The sequence below is a fragment of the Serratia sp. CY31944 genome (assembly GCF_052169175.1).
In the GTDB taxonomy this organism is placed as follows: Bacteria; Pseudomonadota; Gammaproteobacteria; order Enterobacterales; family Enterobacteriaceae; genus Serratia; species Serratia sarumanii.
Window position 1 is genome coordinate 140,270 of sequence record NZ_JBJNLG010000013.1, and the last position, 17,840, is coordinate 158,109.

At 61.8% G+C, this 17,840-nt stretch carries 15 protein-coding genes and 1 rRNA gene; 12 read left to right on the forward strand and 4 right to left on the reverse strand.

The genetic code is table 11. The features are described 5' to 3' along the window. The first annotated feature begins 8 nt into the window (after positions 1–8). Positions 9–1,010, forward strand: coding sequence for a glycine betaine/L-proline ABC transporter substrate-binding protein ProX (proX, locus tag ACJ8IN_RS15060; RefSeq protein WP_033635697.1), 1,002 nt, complete (start codon positions 9–11; stop codon positions 1,008–1,010). Between the two features lie 29 nt (positions 1,011–1,039). Here proX and ACJ8IN_RS15065 read toward each other — a convergent pair whose 3' ends face one another. Further along, positions 1,040–1,918 carry a LysR family transcriptional regulator gene (locus ACJ8IN_RS15065; protein ID WP_033649770.1) on the reverse strand — a complete coding sequence of 293 codons (879 nt, stop codon included), beginning with the start codon at positions 1,916–1,918 and terminating at the stop codon, positions 1,040–1,042. A gap of 105 nt (positions 1,919–2,023) precedes the next feature. Between ACJ8IN_RS15065 and ACJ8IN_RS15070 the strand changes: the two genes are divergently transcribed. The 7 genes from ACJ8IN_RS15070 to emrB all read left to right on the forward strand — a co-directional run bounded on the left by ACJ8IN_RS15070 (position 2,024) and on the right by emrB (position 9,339). Continuing rightward, positions 2,024–3,223, forward strand: coding sequence for an MFS transporter (locus ACJ8IN_RS15070; protein WP_060428522.1), 1,200 nt, complete (start codon positions 2,024–2,026; stop codon positions 3,221–3,223). Positions 3,224–3,344: 121 nt separating this feature from the next. Then, on the forward strand, positions 3,345–4,091 hold the full coding sequence (locus ACJ8IN_RS15075; RefSeq protein WP_043147848.1) for an AzlC family ABC transporter permease: 747 nt from the start codon (positions 3,345–3,347) through the stop codon (positions 4,089–4,091). After that, a complete protein-coding gene (ygaH, locus tag ACJ8IN_RS15080) occupies positions 4,081–4,428 on the forward strand; it encodes an L-valine transporter subunit YgaH (protein ID WP_033649768.1) in 348 nt (115 codons plus the stop codon). Before ACJ8IN_RS15075 ends, ygaH begins: the two co-directional genes overlap by 11 nt. A gap of 161 nt (positions 4,429–4,589) precedes the next feature. Further along, entirely contained in the window at positions 4,590–5,108 is a 519-nt protein-coding gene (gene mprA, locus ACJ8IN_RS15085; RefSeq protein ID WP_004928879.1) for a transcriptional repressor MprA, read from the forward strand. 27 nt (positions 5,109–5,135) lie between these two features. Then, positions 5,136–6,587, forward strand: a complete 1,452-nt coding sequence (locus ACJ8IN_RS15090) for an efflux transporter outer membrane subunit (RefSeq protein WP_033635706.1) — start codon at positions 5,136–5,138, stop codon at positions 6,585–6,587. A gap of 23 nt (positions 6,588–6,610) precedes the next feature. After that, a complete protein-coding gene (emrA, locus tag ACJ8IN_RS15095) occupies positions 6,611–7,783 on the forward strand; it encodes a multidrug efflux MFS transporter periplasmic adaptor subunit EmrA (RefSeq protein WP_033649764.1) in 1,173 nt (390 codons plus the stop codon). A gap of 17 nt (positions 7,784–7,800) precedes the next feature. Then, positions 7,801–9,339 carry a multidrug efflux MFS transporter permease subunit EmrB gene (gene emrB, locus ACJ8IN_RS15100; protein ID WP_033635708.1) on the forward strand — a complete coding sequence of 513 codons (1,539 nt, stop codon included), beginning with the start codon at positions 7,801–7,803 and terminating at the stop codon, positions 9,337–9,339. A 58-nt stretch (positions 9,340–9,397) separates the two neighbouring features. Here emrB and ACJ8IN_RS15105 read toward each other — a convergent pair whose 3' ends face one another. Further along, complete coding sequence (locus tag ACJ8IN_RS15105; RefSeq protein WP_004928870.1) at positions 9,398–10,486, reverse strand: tRNA/rRNA methyltransferase; 1,089 nt, start codon at positions 10,484–10,486, stop codon at positions 9,398–9,400. A 207-nt stretch (positions 10,487–10,693) separates the two neighbouring features. On the opposite strand from ACJ8IN_RS15105, the gene trxC reads away from it, so the two are divergent. The 4 genes from trxC to pssA all read left to right on the forward strand — a co-directional run bounded on the left by trxC (position 10,694) and on the right by pssA (position 16,122). Next, positions 10,694–11,113 (forward strand): thioredoxin TrxC, encoded by a 420-nt coding sequence (trxC, locus tag ACJ8IN_RS15110; protein ID WP_004928868.1) that lies wholly within the window; start codon positions 10,694–10,696, stop codon positions 11,111–11,113. 114 nt (positions 11,114–11,227) lie between these two features. Beyond that, a complete protein-coding gene (locus tag ACJ8IN_RS15115; protein ID WP_033635710.1) occupies positions 11,228–11,917 on the forward strand; it encodes a tRNA-uridine aminocarboxypropyltransferase in 690 nt (229 codons plus the stop codon). Between the two features lie 48 nt (positions 11,918–11,965). Then, positions 11,966–14,614 carry a bifunctional acetate--CoA ligase family protein/GNAT family N-acetyltransferase gene (locus ACJ8IN_RS15120; protein WP_033654341.1) on the forward strand — a complete coding sequence of 883 codons (2,649 nt, stop codon included), beginning with the start codon at positions 11,966–11,968 and terminating at the stop codon, positions 14,612–14,614. A gap of 152 nt (positions 14,615–14,766) precedes the next feature. Then, positions 14,767–16,122 carry a CDP-diacylglycerol--serine O-phosphatidyltransferase gene (gene pssA / locus ACJ8IN_RS15125; protein ID WP_033649759.1) on the forward strand — a complete coding sequence of 452 codons (1,356 nt, stop codon included), beginning with the start codon at positions 14,767–14,769 and terminating at the stop codon, positions 16,120–16,122. A gap of 36 nt (positions 16,123–16,158) precedes the next feature. On the opposite strand, the gene ACJ8IN_RS15130 is transcribed toward pssA, so the two are convergent. Both ACJ8IN_RS15130 and rrf read right to left on the reverse strand, forming a co-directional pair. Continuing rightward, positions 16,159–17,469, reverse strand: a complete 1,311-nt coding sequence (locus tag ACJ8IN_RS15130) for an MFS family transporter (RefSeq protein WP_033654343.1) — start codon at positions 17,467–17,469, stop codon at positions 16,159–16,161. A gap of 258 nt (positions 17,470–17,727) precedes the next feature. Next, positions 17,728–17,840, reverse strand: a 5S ribosomal RNA gene (rrf, locus tag ACJ8IN_RS15135); the annotation flags it as partial.

Consider the following 17,840-nt stretch of genomic DNA (forward strand, 5'->3'; position numbering starts at 1 on the left):
GAAACACTATGCGCACTACGGGCATCTGGGCTCTCGCCCTGACGACGCTGATTGGCTCACAGAGCGTGAGCGCGGCAGATTTACCCGGCAAGGGGATCGCGGTACAGCCGGTGCAAAGCACCATTTCCGAAGAGACCTTCCAGACGCTGCTGGTCAGCAAGGCGCTGGAAAAACTGGGTTACGACGTGAAAGAACCGCGTGAAGTGGATTACAACGTCGCCTACACCTCGATCGCCTCCGGCGACGCGACCTTTATCGCGGTCAACTGGGATCCGCTGCACGCCGATCAGTACAAGGCCGCCGGCGGCGACGCCAAGTTCTACCGCGAAGGCGTCTACGTCAACGGCGCCGCGCAGGGCTACCTGATCGACAAGAAGACCGCCGAGCAATATCACATCACCAACGTCGAGCAGCTCAAGGATCCCAAGATCGCCAAGCTGTTCGACACCAACGGCGACGGCAAGGCCGATCTGACCGGCTGCACCCCGGGCTGGGGCTGCGAAGCGGTGATCAACCACCACATCAAGGCCTACGGCCTGAGCAACACCGTCGAGCACAACCAGGGCAACTACGCGGCGATGATCGCCGATACCATCACCCGCTACAAAGAGGGCAAACCGGTGCTGTATTACACCTGGACGCCGTACTGGGTCAGCGATGTGATGGTGCCGGGCCGCGACGTGGTCTGGCTGCAGGTGCCGTTCTCCTCCCTGCCGGGCGAGCAGAAGAACGTCGACACCAAGCTGCCTAACGGCGCCAACTACGGCTTCCCGGTCAACACCATGCGCATCGCCGCCAACAAGCAGTGGGCCGAAGCCAATCCGGCGGCCGCCAAGCTGTTCGCCATCATGAAGCTGCCGATCGCCGACATCAACGCGCAAAACCTGCGTATGCATGAAGGCCAGGCTTCGGAAGCCGACATCCAGAACCACGTCAACGGCTGGATCAAGGCGCACCAGGCGACCTTCGACGGCTGGGTGAAAACCGCCGCCGAGGCGGCGAAGCCGTAACCGATCGGGGGCGCCGCATCCGCCGTCCCCTACCCCGCCATATCAATGCCGCTGAACTGTAAAAAACGTGCGGCGGCGTTTGACAAGGGCTGCGGCCAGATGCAATACACCTGGCGTCGCGGCCCGTCTTCAATCGGAATCGACACCAGCGTGCTTAGGCGTTGCGCGGTCGAGATCGGTACGATGCCCGCCGCCAATCCGCGCCGCACCAGATTCTCCAACCATTCGATATGATCGATTTCAAAACTGACGTGCCGGCGGATGCCCGCCGCCTGGAAGGCGCGATCGGTTTGGCGCCGCGCGCCGGTGCCGCTGTAGAAATCCACCAGCGGCACTTCCGCCAGCGCCTGCAGATTCACCCGCTCGCGGTTGGCCAGCGGATGCTGCGGCGCCACCAACGCCACCAGCGGCTCATCGGTCAACTGCCGGTGCGACATCGGCAGCAAATCGACATCGCCGGGCCAGATGCCGACGAACGCCATATCGCACTTCTGCTGACGCACGTCCTCCAGCAGGGCTTCGCTCATGCCGACGTACAGGCGGATGTTCACCGCCGGATAGTGGCGATGAAACTTGTCGAGCTTTTCGGTCAGATCAATCGCGTTTATGGTTGAAATGGTGCCGATGGTCAAGGTGCCGGACACCGCATCCCCGGCGGCGGTCACCTCTTCCACCAGCGCCTGCTGTGCCGCCAGCAGCCGCTGCGCCGAGGGAATGAAAGCCTGGCCGGCGGGGGTCAATCGCACCCGACGCGAGGTGCGCTCAAACAGCGTACAGCCCAGTTCTTCTTCCAGTTTAGCGATCTGGTGGCTGAGCGCCGACTGCACCGTATGGCAGCGCTGCGCCGCCCGGGTGAAGCTCTGTTCCTCCGCCACCGCCAGCGCATAGCGGATCTGTTTCAGGTTCATGGCATCTATCTTGAAATGAGATAAATCAAATGAAAATTATACATTGGTTTCCGCAGACGCATTGCCGGATACTGCGCGCTATCTTCTTCCCGTGATGAAAAAATCATGAACCAACAAAACGTCCACCCGGGCCTCAGCCCGGCGCTGACCGTGCTGATCGCCATCGCTACCGGCCTGGCGGTCGCCAGCAACTATTACGCGCAGCCGCTGCTGGAAACCATCGCCACCAGCTTCAATCTGTCGGTCAACCAGGCCGGCTTTATCGTCACAGCCGCGCAGCTCGGTTACGCCACCGGCCTGCTGCTGCTGGTGCCGCTCGGCGATATGTTCGAGCGCCGCGGGCTGATCGTTTTCATGACGCTGCTGGCCGCCGGGGGTATGCTGATCACCGCCACCTCCGCCACGCTGCCGATGATGATCCTCGGCACCGCGCTCACCGGGCTGTTCTCTGTGGTGGCGCAGATCCTGGTGCCGCTGGCCGCCACGCTGGCTCACCCGGAAAAGCGCGGCAAGACCGTCGGCATCATCATGAGCGGCCTGCTGCTCGGCATCCTGTTGGCGCGCACCGTTGCGGGCGCACTGGCGTCGTTCGGCGGCTGGCGCACCATCTACTGGGTCGCCAGCGTGCTGATGATCCTGATGGCGCTGATCCTGTGGCGCGCGCTGCCGCGCTATAAGCAGCACTCCGGGCTGAACTACCCGCAGCTGCTGGCCTCGATCTTCAGCCTGTTCTGCCGCACGCCGCTGCTGCGCACCCGCGCCATCCTCGGGGCCCTGTCGTTCGCCAACTTCAGCGTGCTCTGGACCTCCATGGCCTTTCTGCTCGCCGCGCCGCCGTTCAACTACTCCGAGGGGGTAATCGGGCTGTTCGGCCTGGTGGGCGCCGCCGGGGCGCTGGCCGCTTCGCGCGCCGGGCATCTGGCGGACAAGGGCAAGGCCGGGCTGACCACCACCGTCGGCCTGGTGTTGTTGCTGCTGTCCTGGATACCCATTGCGTTGGCTAAACAATCGCTGTGGGCGCTGATCGCCGGCATCCTGATCCTCGATCTGGCGGTGCAGGCAGTACATGTCACCAACCAGAGCGTGATGTACCGCATCATGCCGGACGCGCGCAACCGCCTGACCGCCGGCTACATGACCAGCTACTTTATCGGCGGCGCCCTCGGTTCACTGCTCTCCGCCTCGGCGTATCAGCATGCCGGCTGGTACGGCGTGGCCGCCGCCGGCGGGGTGTTATGCCTGCTCAACCTGCTGACCTGGTGGCTCGGCAAGCACCACGATCCGCAGGGGCCGGCGGCAATCTGATTATCGTGCAAATAGTAACTTGAGAAATTTATTAGCGGTGCAGGGTATAAACATTACTTACTCTCTGGTAATGTTCTGGCCATAAACTATTGAAGTCCTATCTACCCTGCGACCCACAACCATGCAAAGCCAAGCTGCAGACAGCCTCAATCCGCCCGCCGTCAGCGCCACCTTCGCCAACGGCGTCGTCGACAGTTTGCCGATCGTCATCGGGTATGTCCCGGTGGCGTTCGCCTTCGGCCTCAGCGCCGTCAAACTGGGCTTTTCCCCGCTGGAAAGCATTTTCTTCTCCTGCATCATCTACGCCGGCGCCAGCCAGTTCGTGATCACCGCCCTGCTGAGCGCCGGAATGTCGCTGTGGGTCTCCGCGTTGACGGTGATGGCGATGGACGTGCGCCACCTGCTGTACGGCCCGGCGCTGCGTCACCGCATCGTCTCGCGCATGTCGCCCGGCAAAACGGCGATGTGGGCCTTTGGCCTGACCGATGAAGTTTTCGCCGCCGCGACCGCCAGGCTGATGCGCAATAACCGCAGCTGGAGCGAAAACTGGATGCTGGGCATCGCGCTCTGTTCCTGGCTCTCCTGGGTCGCCGGCACCGCGCTCGGCGCGCTGTTCGGCAACGGCCCGCTGGAGCAGTTCCCGGTGATCGAAGCCTCGCTGGCCTTCATGCTGCCGGCGCTGTTTCTCAGCTTCCTGCTGGCCGCCTTCCGCCGCCCGCAGAGCCTGACTATCGCCGCCGCGCTGGCCGGCGCGCTGCTCGGCGTAGTGCTGTTCTCCATTCCGGTTGCCATTTTGGCCGGCATCGGCGCCGGCTGCATCGCCGCCCTGTTCCAGCCAGCCCCTGCGGAGGCCCCCCATGAACACTGATGTGCTGGCGATCGGTCTGGTGGTGGGCTGCGCCAATTACCTGTTCCGTTATCTGCCGCTGCGGCTGGCGCCGGCGCGCGCCCAGCCCGGCCTCAAACGCGGTAAAGCCGCCCTGCTGCTCGACAGCATCGGCATCGCCTCGATCTGCGCCCTGCTGGTGGTCTCCAGCACGCCGGTGGTGATGCGCGAACCGGACAAGCTGCTGCCGACGTTGGTGGGGTTCGCCGCGCTGGCGCTGTGCTTCTACCGCAGCAAAAGCATCATTCTGTCGACGCTGCTCGGCGCGACGGCCTTTGGCGTCACATTAAAGCTGTTAATGCTTTTCGGTCCGGGCTGACGCCGCTCCGATCGTTTGGCTTCACTTTGGCGTTTTCAGGCGCCACATCTTTACAAACACTGACAAATGACACGAATTGCTAAATTATCCGCACGGCTGAACATTTACATTATTAGTCACCGTCGTTACTATCTCGAACGAAATTAATGAGGCCCTAAATTATGGAAAGCTCGTTTGCCCCCATAGAACAAATGCTGAATTTCCGCGCCACGCGGCAGAAAGATTTCCCTTATCAGGAAATCCTGCTGACCCGCCTGTGCATGCACATGCAAGGCAAGCTGCTGGAAAACCGCAATAAGATGCTCAAGGCGCAGGGGATTAACGAAACACTGTTTATGGCGCTGATTACCCTGGATGCGCAGGAGAGCCACAGCATCCAACCTTCTGAGCTAAGCTCTGCCTTGGGCTCCTCGCGCACCAATGCGACCCGCATCGCCGATGAGCTGGAGAAACGCGGCTGGATCGAGCGCCGGGAAAGCGACAACGATCGCCGCTGCCTGCATCTGCATCTGACACCGCAGGGGGAAGAGTTTCTCAGTCAACTGCTGCCGCCGCAGCACCAATGTCTGCATTTCCTGTGGTCCACGTTGACCGACGATGAGCAAAAACAGCTGGAACAGCTGACGCGCAAATTGCTGGCACGTCTGGATCAAATGGAAATCACAGAACAGTTACCCTAATTCACAATTTCTGTTCAGGTACCTATTATGCGATCCCCATTTAACTGGAGATTCACCCCGCTGTTCGCCGTGTTGCTGCTGGCCGGGTGTGCTTCGACCGATAATATTGCCCCGCAATCCACGCTGATGGATCCGCAGAGCCTGCAGTTGGCTCAGCCGAAAGTCAGTTCGCTGGCCGTCAGCCCGCAGTGGTGGCGCGCCCTCAAGGATCCGCAGTTGGATACCCTGATGACGCAAACGCTGCAAAGCTCGCCGACCCTGCGGCAGGCCGCCGCCCGCGTGCGCGAAGCGCAGAGCGTGGTGGGCGAAGCCAGCGCCGCCAACGGGCCGAACCTGGATCTGAACGCCAGCACCCAGCGCCAGCGCGTGCCGCAAAACGTCAATATGGGGTTGGGGTATCCGCATAAGCCGATCTATTCAAGCTCCAACTCGCTGGGGTTGAACCTGGCGTACGAGTTCGACTGGTGGGGCAAATACCGCAACCAGGTGAACGCCGCCAAAGCGCAGGTCAACGCCGCGCGTGCCGAGCAGGAACAGGCGGCGCTGACGCTGACCAGCTCGGTGGCGTCCGCCTACTATCAGCTGCAGAGCAATCTGGCGCTCGAGAAGCTGCTGCAGCAGGAAGTGAACAACAATGAGCGCCTGACCGCGCTGCGCCAACAGCGCTATCAGGCCGGCCTGACCGGCGTCGACGTGCCGCAACAAACCCAGGCGCAGTCCGACGTCGCCAAGCAGCAGATCCTGCAGTTGCAGTCGCAGATCGAGCAGCTCCGGCACCAGCTCGCCGCGCTGGCGGGCCAGGGGCCGAACGCCATGCAGCACCTGCGTCAGGTGCCGTTGCCTGCAGACAACCTGATGGCGCCGCAGGGCGAGCTGACGGCGGATCTGCTGGGCAAACGCCCGGACATCGCCGCGCAACGCCAGCTGGTGGAGTCTTACAGCCAGCGCGTCAGCGCCGCGCGTAAAGAGTTTTACCCCAGCCTGACCATTTCAGCCTTCGCCGGCCTGATGACCACCAATACCAGTGGCACCAGCCCGAATCTGTTTGAAGCGGCCAGCCAGGCCTGGAACGTGATGCCGGCGATTTCACTGCCGATCTTCCACGCCGGGGCGCTGCGCAGCAAGCTGGGCGAGGAATCCGCGCTGTATGACGAAGCGGTGGAATCCTACAACCAAACCATCCTGAATGCGGTACAGGAAACCGCCGACGCCATCACCATCCAGCAGAGTTCCGCGCAACAGCAGCTGCAGGCGGCGTCCGCGGCCCAGTCGATGCAACAGGTGTATCAGGTCGCCAACGCCCGTTACCAGGCAGGGATTATCGGGCGCGACGATCTGTTGACCAGCCAGACGCAGCTATTGCAGCAGCAACAGGCGGAGTTGAATGCCAGCAGCAACTTACTGCAGGCGAAGATAGGACTGATCCGTGCGCTGGGCGGTGGCTATCAGGCCCCGGCCGCAGCGGATTCGAAAGCATAATAATATAAGGCTTGGAGAACACCATGAGCGCAAGCGCGGAAATCCAAAACCCGCAGCAGCCGAGCGGCAAAAAGAAGCAGCGTAAATTTTGGCTGCTGTTGCTGACGGTTATTTTCATTGTTATAGGGGTGGCTTACTTAGTGTATTGGTTCCTGGTGCTGCGTCATCACCAGGAAACCGACGACGCCTACGTCTCCGGCAACCAGGTGCAGATCATGGCCCAGGTGTCCGGCAGCGTGAACAGCGTCAATTTCGACAACACCGACTACGTCAAGCAGGGCGACGTGCTGCTGACGCTCGATCCGACCGATGCCGAGCAGGCGTTTGAACGCGCCAAGACTGGCCTGGCCAACAGCGTGCGTCAGACCCACCAGCTGATCATCAACAGCAAGCAATATCAGGCCAACATCGCCCTGCGCAAGACCGATCTGAGCAAGGCCGAGAACGATCTGAAGCGCCGCGTGGTACTGGGCAGCGTTGACGCCATCGGCCGCGAAGAGCTGCAACACGCTCGCGATGCGGTCGACAGCGCCAAGGCCGCGCTGGAAGTGGCGGTGCAGCAATACAACGCCAACCAGGCGATGGTGCTGAATACCCCGCTGGAACAGCAGCCAGCGATCCAACAGGCCGCCGCGCAAATGCGCGACGCCTGGCTGGCGCTGCAGCGTACCAAAGTGATCAGCCCCATTACCGGCTATGTCTCGCGCCGCAGCGTGCAGGTCGGCGCGCAAATCGCCGCCGGTTCGCCGCTGATGGCGGTGGTGCCGGCCGATCACATTTGGGTTGACGCCAACTTCAAGGAAACCCAGATCGCCAACATGCGCATCGGCCAGCCGGCGACGGTGGTCAGCGACGTCTACGGCGACGACGTGGTGTATCAGGGCAAAGTGGCCGGTATCGACATGGGCACCGGCAGCGCCTTCTCGCTGCTGCCGGCCCAGAACGCGACCGGCAACTGGATCAAAGTGGTGCAACGTCTGCCGGTGCGTATTGAGCTCGACGCCAAGCAGGTGGCCGACCATCCGCTGCGCATCGGTCTTTCTACGCTGGTGACCGTCGACACCGCCAACCTGGACGGCCGCGTGCTGGCCGACGTGGTGCGCGACAAACCGCTGTACCAGAGCGACGCGCTGGCCTTGAACCTGGCGCCGGTTAATCAGCTGATCGCCGACGTGATCCATGCGAACGCCGGCTAAGCGCGCGGGAGGCCATCTTGCCACAGAAACCGCTTGAAGGCGCCCAGCTCGCCTGGATGACGGTCGCGCTCGCCATGGCGACCTTCATGCAGGTGCTGGACTCCACCATCGCCAACGTGGCGATCCCCACCATTGCCGGTAACCTCGGGTCTTCCAACTCGCAGGGCACCTGGGTGATCACCTCGTTCGGCGTGGCGAACGCCATCTCGATCCCGATCACCGGCTGGCTGGCGAAGCGCATCGGCGAAGTGCGGCTGTTCCTCTGGTCCACCGCGCTGTTCGTCCTCGCCTCCTGGCTGTGCGGCATCTCCAACAGCCTCGGCATGCTGATCTTCTTCCGCGTGATCCAGGGCGTGGTGGCCGGGCCGCTGATCCCGCTGTCGCAGAGCCTGTTGCTGAACAACTACCCGCCCGCCAAGCGGGCGATGGCCCTGGCGCTTTGGTCGATGACCGTTATCGTCGCGCCGATCTTCGGGCCGATCCTCGGCGGTTACATCAGCGACAACTACCATTGGGGCTGGATCTTCTTCATCAACATCCCGATCGGCGCCTTCGTGATCGTGGCGGCGATGGCGACGCTGAAGGGGCGAGAAACCAAAACCGAGATCAAACCGATCGACACCGTCGGCCTGGTGCTGCTGATCGTCGGCATCGGTTCGCTGCAGGTGATGCTCGATCAGGGCAAGGAGCTGGACTGGTTCAACTCGACCGAGATCATCACCCTCACCGTCGTAGCGGTGGTGGCGCTGCTGTTCCTGGTGGTGTGGGAGCTGACGGATGACCATCCGGTGGTGGATCTGTCGCTGTTCAAGTCGCGCAACTTCACCATCGGCTGCCTGTGCATCAGCCTGGCCTACATGCTGTACTTCGGCGCCATCGTGCTGTTGCCGCAGCTGCTGCAAGAGGTGTACGGCTATACCGCCACTTGGGCCGGGCTGGCGTCGGCGCCGGTCGGGCTGATCCCGGTGCTGCTGTCGCCGATCATCGGCAAGTTCGGCAACCGGCTCGATATGCGCCGGCTGGTCACCTTCAGCTTCATCATGTATGCCGTGTGCTTCTACTGGCGCGCCTATACGTTTGAACCGGGCATGGACTTCGGCGCGTCCGCCTGGCCGCAGTTTGTTCAGGGCTTCGCCATCGCCTGCTTCTTCATGCCGTTGACCACCATCACGCTGTCCGGCCTGCCGCCGGAACGCATGGCGGCGGCGTCGAGCCTGTCGAATTTCACGCGGACGCTGGCGGGTTCGATCGGCACCTCGATCACCACCACCCTGTGGACGCAGCGCGAATCGCAGCACCATTCGCAGCTGACGGAGTTCGTCAACCCGTACAACCCGCAGTCGCAGGAGATGTACCGGCAGCTGGAGCAGCTCGGCATGAGCAAGCAGCAGGCGTCGGCCTACATCGCCAACGAGATCACCGCGCAGGGCCTGATCATCTCCGCCAACGAGATCTTCTGGCTGTCGGCCGGGGTATTCCTGGTGCTGCTGGCGCTGGTGTGGGTGGCGAAACCGCCGTTCAGCTCCGGCGGCGGTGGGGGCGGCGGCGCTCACTAAGCTTCAATAACGAAACGGGCGCCCTGGGGCGCCCGTTTTTTATCCGACGTAGAACAGATTACGCCTGATTCTGACGCCACCAGTCCGCCAGCAGAATGCCGGTCGCCACGGAAACGTTCAGGCTTTCCACCTTGCCGGTGCCGCCGATCGAGACGTTCATGTCGCCCTGCTGCCAGGCGCTGTCGCTCAGACCGTCGCGTTCCTGGCCCAGCACCAGCACCATCTTGGCCGGCAGCTTGGCCTGCGCCAGCGCGGTGCCTTTATGGCTGGAGGTGGTAACGATGGTGTAACCCGCCTTGCGGAAGGTATCCAGCACCGACAGGAAATCGTCGGCGTTGATCGCCTTGATGTGCTCAGCGCCGCCTTCTGCGGTACGCACCGCCGCGCCGGACTCCAGCAGCGCCGGATCCTGCAGCAGCACGCCGTTGACGCCGAAGTGGGCGCACGAACGGACGATGGCGCCCAGGTTATGCGGGTTGCCCACTTCTTCCAGCGCCAGCACGCAGTCGGTCGCCGGGGCGGTTTTCAGGTAGGTCTGCGCGTCCAGACCCTGACGTTTTTTGATCAGGAAGCACACGCCGCCGTGGTGCTCGGTGCCGGAAGCCTTGGCCAGCTCTTCCTCATCCACCACGTGGTAAGCCTTGCGGTTGGCCGCCATCCAGCGCAGCGCTTCGCGGAAGCGCGGGGTGACCGACTGCACGAACCAGGCGCGCACGATCGCTTCCGGGCGGCTGGCGAACAGCGCCTGACAGGCGTTTTCACCGTAAACGCGGGTTTCTTCCGCGCGCTGGCGGCGCAGTTGCTCAGGATCGATAAAGCTTTTGCCGCTGATGCCGCCGTGATCGAACGCCGGCTCTTCATTCGGCGCGCGCGAGACGGTTCTCCACGGCGACTCGTTGCCGCCGCGATCTTCAGAGCGCGCCGGACGGCGAGGACGATCGCTTTCACTGCGGCGGGAGTCGGCGCCGCGGCGATCGTTGCCGCCACGCGCCTTGTCTTGACCGGTGCGGCCTGAGCGCGCACCGTCAGCCGGACGGCCTTTGCCGGCCGGACGTTTATTCTTGTTGCGGTCGTCGCCGTTGTCGTCGTCACTGCGGACGTACATCACTTTGACTTTACCGTTCTTGCCACTAAATGAATCGTTCATTGTCTTCTCCACCAACGCGCAGGGCGCGAAGATTACCTGATGTTGGTGCACGAAGCCACCAACTTGCGCTAAAAGCTCCCAACTATCACATCCATTGAACAAACCTCATTGTTCATGCGCCGGGTTTTGCCGATAATTGTCAGCATTAAAGAAACATCTCCGCAACCGCGTTGCGGGGACCATGCTTTCTCTGTACCCGAGGTCAACATGAATACAGTTTGTGCAGCTTGCAATGCCACCAACCGCGTGCCGGAAGAACGTCTGGCGGACAACGCGAAATGCGGCCGCTGCGGCCATGAGCTCTTCGACGGTGAAGTGATCAACGCCACCGCCGCCACGCTGGACCAGTTGCTGCAGGACGATCTGCCGGTCGTGGTCGATTTTTGGGCGCCGTGGTGCGGCCCGTGCCGCAGCTTTGCGCCGATCTTTGAAGACGTGGCCGAAGAGCGCGCCGGCAAAGTGCGCTTCGTGAAAGTGAACACCGAAGCCGAGCCGGAGCTGAGCGCCCGTTTCCGCATCCGCAGCATCCCGACCATCATGGTGTTCCGTCAGGGCAAAATGGTCGATATGCTCAACGGCGCGATGCCGAAAGCGCCGTTTGACAACTGGCTCAACGAGTTGGTGTGATTCGGCAAGTATAGGCCGTATCCCGCCATCGCGCGCGAACGTGCCGCGATCGAGCCCGCCCCTCCCGGCGGGCTTTTTTCTGCGTTACAATGGCGGTTTTTCCCCAGGATCGTTATGACCGACAACGCCGTACTTCGCCTGCGCCAATTCCGTTTAGACCGCGCCACCCGCCCTTTTCTGGCGCGCGGTTGCCGGGTGGCGCGTTGTCAGGGTTGCCTGCTACCGCATAAAAACTGCCTGTGCGACACCATTCGCCCGCAGCAGGCCGGCAGCCGTTTCTGCCTGATCATGTTCGGCGCCGAGCCGCTCAAGCCCAGCAACACCGGCCGCCTGATCGCCGATATCCTGCCGGACACCCAGGCGTTTCTCTGGTCACGCACCGAGATCGATCCGGCCCTGCTGGCGGCCATCAACGATCCGGCGCGGCAGCCTTATGTGGTGTTCCCCGCTTCCTACGCCGACGCCGAACGGCCGGTGTTCAGCGAGCTGCCCGCCGGCGGCAAACCGCCGCTGTTCATCATGCTGGACGGCACCTGGGCGGAAGCGCGCAAAATGTTCCGTAAAAGCCCGTACCTCAATCAATTCCCGGTGTTTTCCCTCAACGTCGACGCGGCATCGGACTATCAGCTGCGCGAAGCCAGCCGCGCCGAGCAACACTGCACGGCGGAAGTGGCCGCCGCCCTGCTGCAACAGGCGGGCGATCTGCCGGCCGCCGACGGATTGAATCAGCATTTCCGCTATTTCCGTCAACAGTATCTGGCGGGTAAACCGACCCGGCCGGAGGCACCGGTCACAGCAATGTAGCCAGAAAGCGCCTAAAATCAGGCGTAACGTTGCCAAAAGGAGCCGTGCATGAGCCAGCGAGGGTTAGAAGCGCTACTACGTCCCAAATCGATCGCCGTGCTGGGCGCGTCGCAGCAGCCCGGCCGCGCCGGCAACCTGATGATGAGCAACCTGCTGGCCGGCGGTTTCGGCGGGCCCATCTTGCCGGTCACGCCGCGCTACAAGGCGGTATGCGGCGTGATGGCCTACCCCGACGTCGCCAGCCTGCCGCTGACGCCAGATCTGGCGATCATCTGCACCCACGCCAAACGCAATCTGGCGCTGATTGAAGCGCTGGGCCAACGCGGCTGCAAAACCGCCATCGTGCTCTCTTCGCCGCCGGAACAGTTCGCCGAGCTGAAGGCCTGCGCACAGCGCTACGCCATGCGGCTGTTAGGGCCCAACAGCCTGGGGCTGCTGGCGCCGTGGCAGGGCATCAACGCCAGCTTCTCGCCGGTGCCGATCCAAAAGGGCAAACTGGCGTTTATCTCGCAGTCCGCCGCCGTGGCCAACACCATTCTCGACTGGGCGCAGCAGCGCGAAGTCGGTTTCTCCTACTTCATCGCGCTGGGCGACAGCCTGGACATCGACGTCGACGACCTGCTCGACTTTTTGGCGCGCGACAGCAAGACCAGCGCCATCCTGCTGTATCTGGAAAACATCAGCGACGCGCGGCGCTTTCTCTCCGCCTCGCGCAGCGCCTCACGCAACAAGCCCATTCTGGTGATCAAAAGCGGCCGCAGCCAACAGGCGCAGCTGCTGCTCAACAGCCAGCTGGGGCTTGACGCCGCCTATGATGCCGCCATCCAGCGCGCCGGCCTGCTGCGCGTGCAGGATACCCACGAGCTGTTCTCGGCGGTGGAAACCCTCAGCCATATGCATCCGCTGCGCGGCGAGCGGCTGATGATCGTCAGCAACGGGGCGGCGCCGGCGGCGATGGCGCTGGACGAACTGCTCGGACGCAACGGCAAACTGGCCACGCTGAGCGATGAGAGCCTGGCAAAATTGAGCGACGCGCTGCCGGATTTCATCCGCGCCGGCAATCCGCTCGACCTGCGCGATGACGCCACGCCGCAGCGCTTCCTGGCGGCAATCGAAGCGCTGCTCGACAGCCACGACTATGACGCGCTGCTGTTGATCCACGCGCCGAGCGCGGCGGCGCCGGGCACCGCCACGGCGGAACGGCTGATCGACGCGCTGCATCGCCATGCGCGCGGCAAGCGCATCACGTTGCTGACCAACTGGTGCGGCGAATACTCTTCGCAAGAGGCGCGCCGGCTGTTTACCGAGGCCGCCATTCCCACCTACCGCACCCCGGAAGGCGCGGTGACCGCCTTTATGCATATGGTGGAATACCGCCGCAATCAGAAGCAGCTGAAAGAGACGCCGGCGCTGCCGATCGGCCTGACCGCCAACACCGCCGACGCCCACCGGTTGATCCATCAGGCGCTGGCCGAAGGCGCCACCCAGCTGGATACCCACGAGGTGCAATCCATTCTGCAGGCCTATGACCTGAGCACCCTGCCGACCTGGATCGCCGAAGACAGCGCCGAAGCGGTACACATCGCCGAACAGATCGGCTACCCGGTGGCGCTGAAGCTGCGTTCGCCGGATATCCCGCACAAATCGGAAGTTCAGGGCGTCATGCTCTACCTGCGCACCGCGACCGAAGTGCAGCGCGCGGCGGAGGCGATCCTCGACCGCGTGAAGCGCACCTACCCCCAGGCACGCATTCACGGCCTGCTGGTGCAGAGCATGGCCAACCGTGCCGGCGCCCAAGAGCTGCGCATCGCGGTGGAGCAGGATGCGATTTTCGGCCCGCTGATCATGCTGGGCGAAGGCGGCGTGGAGTGGCGCCAGGAAAATCAGGTGGCGGTCGCGCTGCCGCCGCTGAACATGGCGCTGGCGCGTTATCTGGTGCTGCAGGCGGTGAAAGGCGGCAAGATCCGCGGCCGCAGCGCGCTGCGGCCTTTGGATATCCCCGGGCTGAGCCGCCTGCTGGTGCAGGTCTCCAACCTGATCCTCGACTGCCCGGAGATCGCCCGGCTGGATATTCACCCGGTGCTGGCCTCCGGCAGCGAATTCACCCTGCTGGACGTTTCGATGCAGCTCGCGCCGTTCAGCGGCGATCCGCAGGCGCGGCTGGCGATTCGCCCTTATCCGCATGAGCTGGAAGAAACCATCGCGTTGAAAGACGGCAGCCAATGCCTGTTCCGCCCGATCCTGCCGGAAGACGAGCCGGCGCTGAAGCATTTTATCGATCGGGTGACCAAGGAAGACCTCTATTATCGCTACTTCAGCGAGATCAACGAGTTTACCCATGACGATTTGGCCAACATGACGCAGATCGACTACGATCGAGAAATGGCCTTTGTGGCGGTGCGCGCAGACGAGATCATCGGCGTGACCCGCGCGCTGTCCGATCCGGACAACACCGACGCCGAATTCGCCGTGCTGGTGCGTTCAGACCTGAAAGGCCTGGGCCTGGGCCGCCAGCTGCTGGAGAAAATGATCGCCTATGCGCGCGCCCATGGCCTGACCCGTCTGAGCGGCATCACCATGCCGAATAACCGCGGCATGATCGCGTTGGCGCAGCGGCTGGGCTTTGGCATCGAGGTGCAGCTTGAGGACGGCATCGTCAATCTGACGCTGCCGCTGCAGGCCGCCGACGCGCAGTGACCTGCGTCGCAATGCGCTACGAATCCACCACTTAACGCCAAAACATACGCACAATCGAGGCAACTAATGGTATTATCGCCCGATTATTCGGTTTAATGTTTTTATGCCTGTGGCGTTCCGGCCATCAATCATGAGAGAAGAAACGCACTGTGATGTTGTCAAAATTTAAACGTAGCAAACATCAACAACACCTTGCACAACTGCCCAAACTCCCCCAGACGGTTGCTGATGTTCGTACGTTGTACGCGCCGTCCGATTTTCGCACCACGCTGCTGGACGCCATCGCCAACGCTACCCAACGCATCTATCTGGTGGCCCTGTATCTGGAGCATGACGACGCCGGGCGCGAGATCCTCAACGCGCTGTATCAAGCCAAGCAGCGGCGGCCCGAGCTGGAAATCTGCGTGCTGGTCGACTGGCACCGCGCACAGCGCGGCCGCATCGGTGCCGCCGCCGCCAATACCAACGCCGACTGGTACTGCGCCATGGCCGGCCAACATCCCGAGCAGTCGGTGCCTATCTACGGCGTGCCGGTCAATACCCGCGAAGCGTTGGGCGTACTGCACCTGAAGGGCTTTGTGGTCGACGATACCGTGATCTACAGCGGCGCCAGCATCAACGACGTTTATCTGCATCAGCATGAGAAATACCGTTACGATCGCTACCAGCTGATCACCAACGAGGTGTTGGCCGATACCCTGATCGATTACATCAAGCAGCATCTGCTCACCGCCGGCGCCGTACAGCGCCTCGATCGCAGCGATCGGCCGAAAAGCCCGGAGATCAAAAACGAGACCCGCCTGTTCCGTTTCGCCCTGCGCCGTGCCGGCTATCACTTCCGCGGTAAGGCCGGCAACGATGAGTTGGCGGTGACGCCGCTGGTTGGGCTTGGCAAGCAAAGCGTGCTGAATAAAACCATTCATCACCTGATGTCGTGCGCCGACCAGAAACTGACGCTGTGCACCCCTTATTTCAACCTGCCGGCGCTGCTGGTGCGCAATATCATTTATCTGCTGCGCCAGGGCAAACAGGTGGAGATCATCGTCGGCGACAAGACCGCCAACGACTTCTATATTCCGGAAGACCAGCCGTTCAAAATCATCGGCGCGCTGCCCTACCTGTACGAGATCAACCTGCGCCGTTTTCTGAGCCGCTTGCAGCGCTATATCGACACCGGGCAGCTGATCGTGCGTCTGTGGAAGGATGGCGATAACAGCTATCATCTGAAAGGCATGTGGGTTGACGAAGAGTGGCAGCTGATTACCGGCAATAACCTCAACCCGCGCGCCTGGCGGTTGGATCTGGAAAACGCCATTCTGATCCACGATCCCAAGCAGGAAATGCGCGAGCAACGGCAAACAGAACTGGAGTGCATCCGCACTCACACCACCGTGGTCGGCCATTATCAGGAGCTGCAAAGCATTCAGCAGTACCCGATCAAGGTGCGCAAGCTGATTCGCCGTCTACGGCGTATCCGCATCGATCGGTTGATTAGCCGTATCCTGTAAGATCTACTCTGACCCCGGCCAAGGCCGGGGTTTTTATTACAGCTGTATTTCCTTGCCTTTGCGATGCAGCCGGAGCGAGACCAGCAACGCCAGCAGGCACATGCCGGAAACATACCAGAAGAAGGCATTTTCCACGCCGAACGATTTAAGCGACAGCGCGACATATTCCGCCGAACCGCCGAACAGGGCATTCGCTACCGCATAAGACAAGCCTACCCCTAACGCACGCACCTCCGGCGGGAACATCTCGGCTTTAAGCAGCCCGCTGATCGAGGTGTAAAAGCTGACAACGAACAGCGCCAGTACGATCAGGCCGAACGCCATAAAGGGGTTGCTCACCCCTTTCAGGGCGAACAGGATCGGCACCGTCAACAGGGTGGCCAATGCCGAGAAGATCAGCATCGAGCTGCGACGGCCGATTTTGTCCGAGAACGCGCCTGCCGCCGGCTGCAACAGCATGAAGACGAACAGCGCGGCGGTCATGATGGCGCTGGCCAGCTTGGCGTCCATACCGGCGGTGTTCACCAGATATTTCTGCATATAGGTGGTAAAAGTGTAAAAGGTCAGCGAACCGGCGGCGGTAAAGCCCAACACCATCACAAACGCCTTGCGGTTTTTCCATAGCCCCGTCAGCGAACCGGCATCTTGGTGGTTACGTGTTTTCGCATCGGAGGTTTCATTCAGCGAACGGCGCAGGTACAGCGCCACCACCGCCAACACCGCCCCCAAGGCAAACGGAATGCGCCATCCCCAGGCTTTCAGCTCTTCGCCGGACAATATCTGCTGCAGGATCACCAATACCAGCAGCGCCAGCAGTTGCCCGCCGATCAGCGTGACATACTGGAACGATGCGTAGAAGCCGCGCCGCCCCTTGATTGCCACCTCGCTCATGTAGGTGGCGCTGGTGCCGTACTCGCCGCCCACAGACAGCCCCTGGAACAATCGCGCGATCAGCAGCAGCGCCGGCGCCCAGCTGCCGATCGACTCATACGTCGGCAGACAGGCGATCACCAGCGATCCGGCGCACATCATGCAGACCGAAAGCAACATTGAGTTTTTTCGGCCGTGTTTATCGGCAATGTAGCCGAACAGCCAGCCGCCGATCGGCCGCATAAAGAAGCCGGCGGCGAACACACCGGCAGTTTGCAGCAGTTGTGTCGTGCTGTTGCCCGCCGGAAAAAATGAGGCGGCAAAGTAGATTGAGCAGAAGGAGTAAACATAAAAATCAAACCACTCCACCAGATTGCCTGATGAAGCCCCGACGATGGCAAAAATGCGTTTTTTGTTATCCAGCGCCCCCTGTTCGACGCCGCGTTCATCCTCAAGAACCGAGGTTGTTTCTGTCATGGTATTTTCTCCGAGCCATAGCAATGATGAAATTCGGCGTCCTGCCGCTCTGGTTGTTACTTTATTGTTATTTATAAGTTAACAAACAAACTTAATAGCGGACGAAGAATATCTGGCGTTTGGAGGGACAATGCGCGGAATTTGTGATGAATATTAAACCGCACGCTGAAAGCTGAAGCGGATTGCAACGGGGATTTTCCGTTTTACGCATAGCAAAAAGCCCTGAACGTCAGTTCAGGGCTTTCGGCTTGGTTTGATGCCTGGCAGTGTCCTACTCTCGCATGGGGAGACCCCACACTACCATCGGCGCTACGGCGTTTCACTTCTGAGTTCGGCATGGGGTCAGGTGGGACCACCGCGCTATTGCCGCC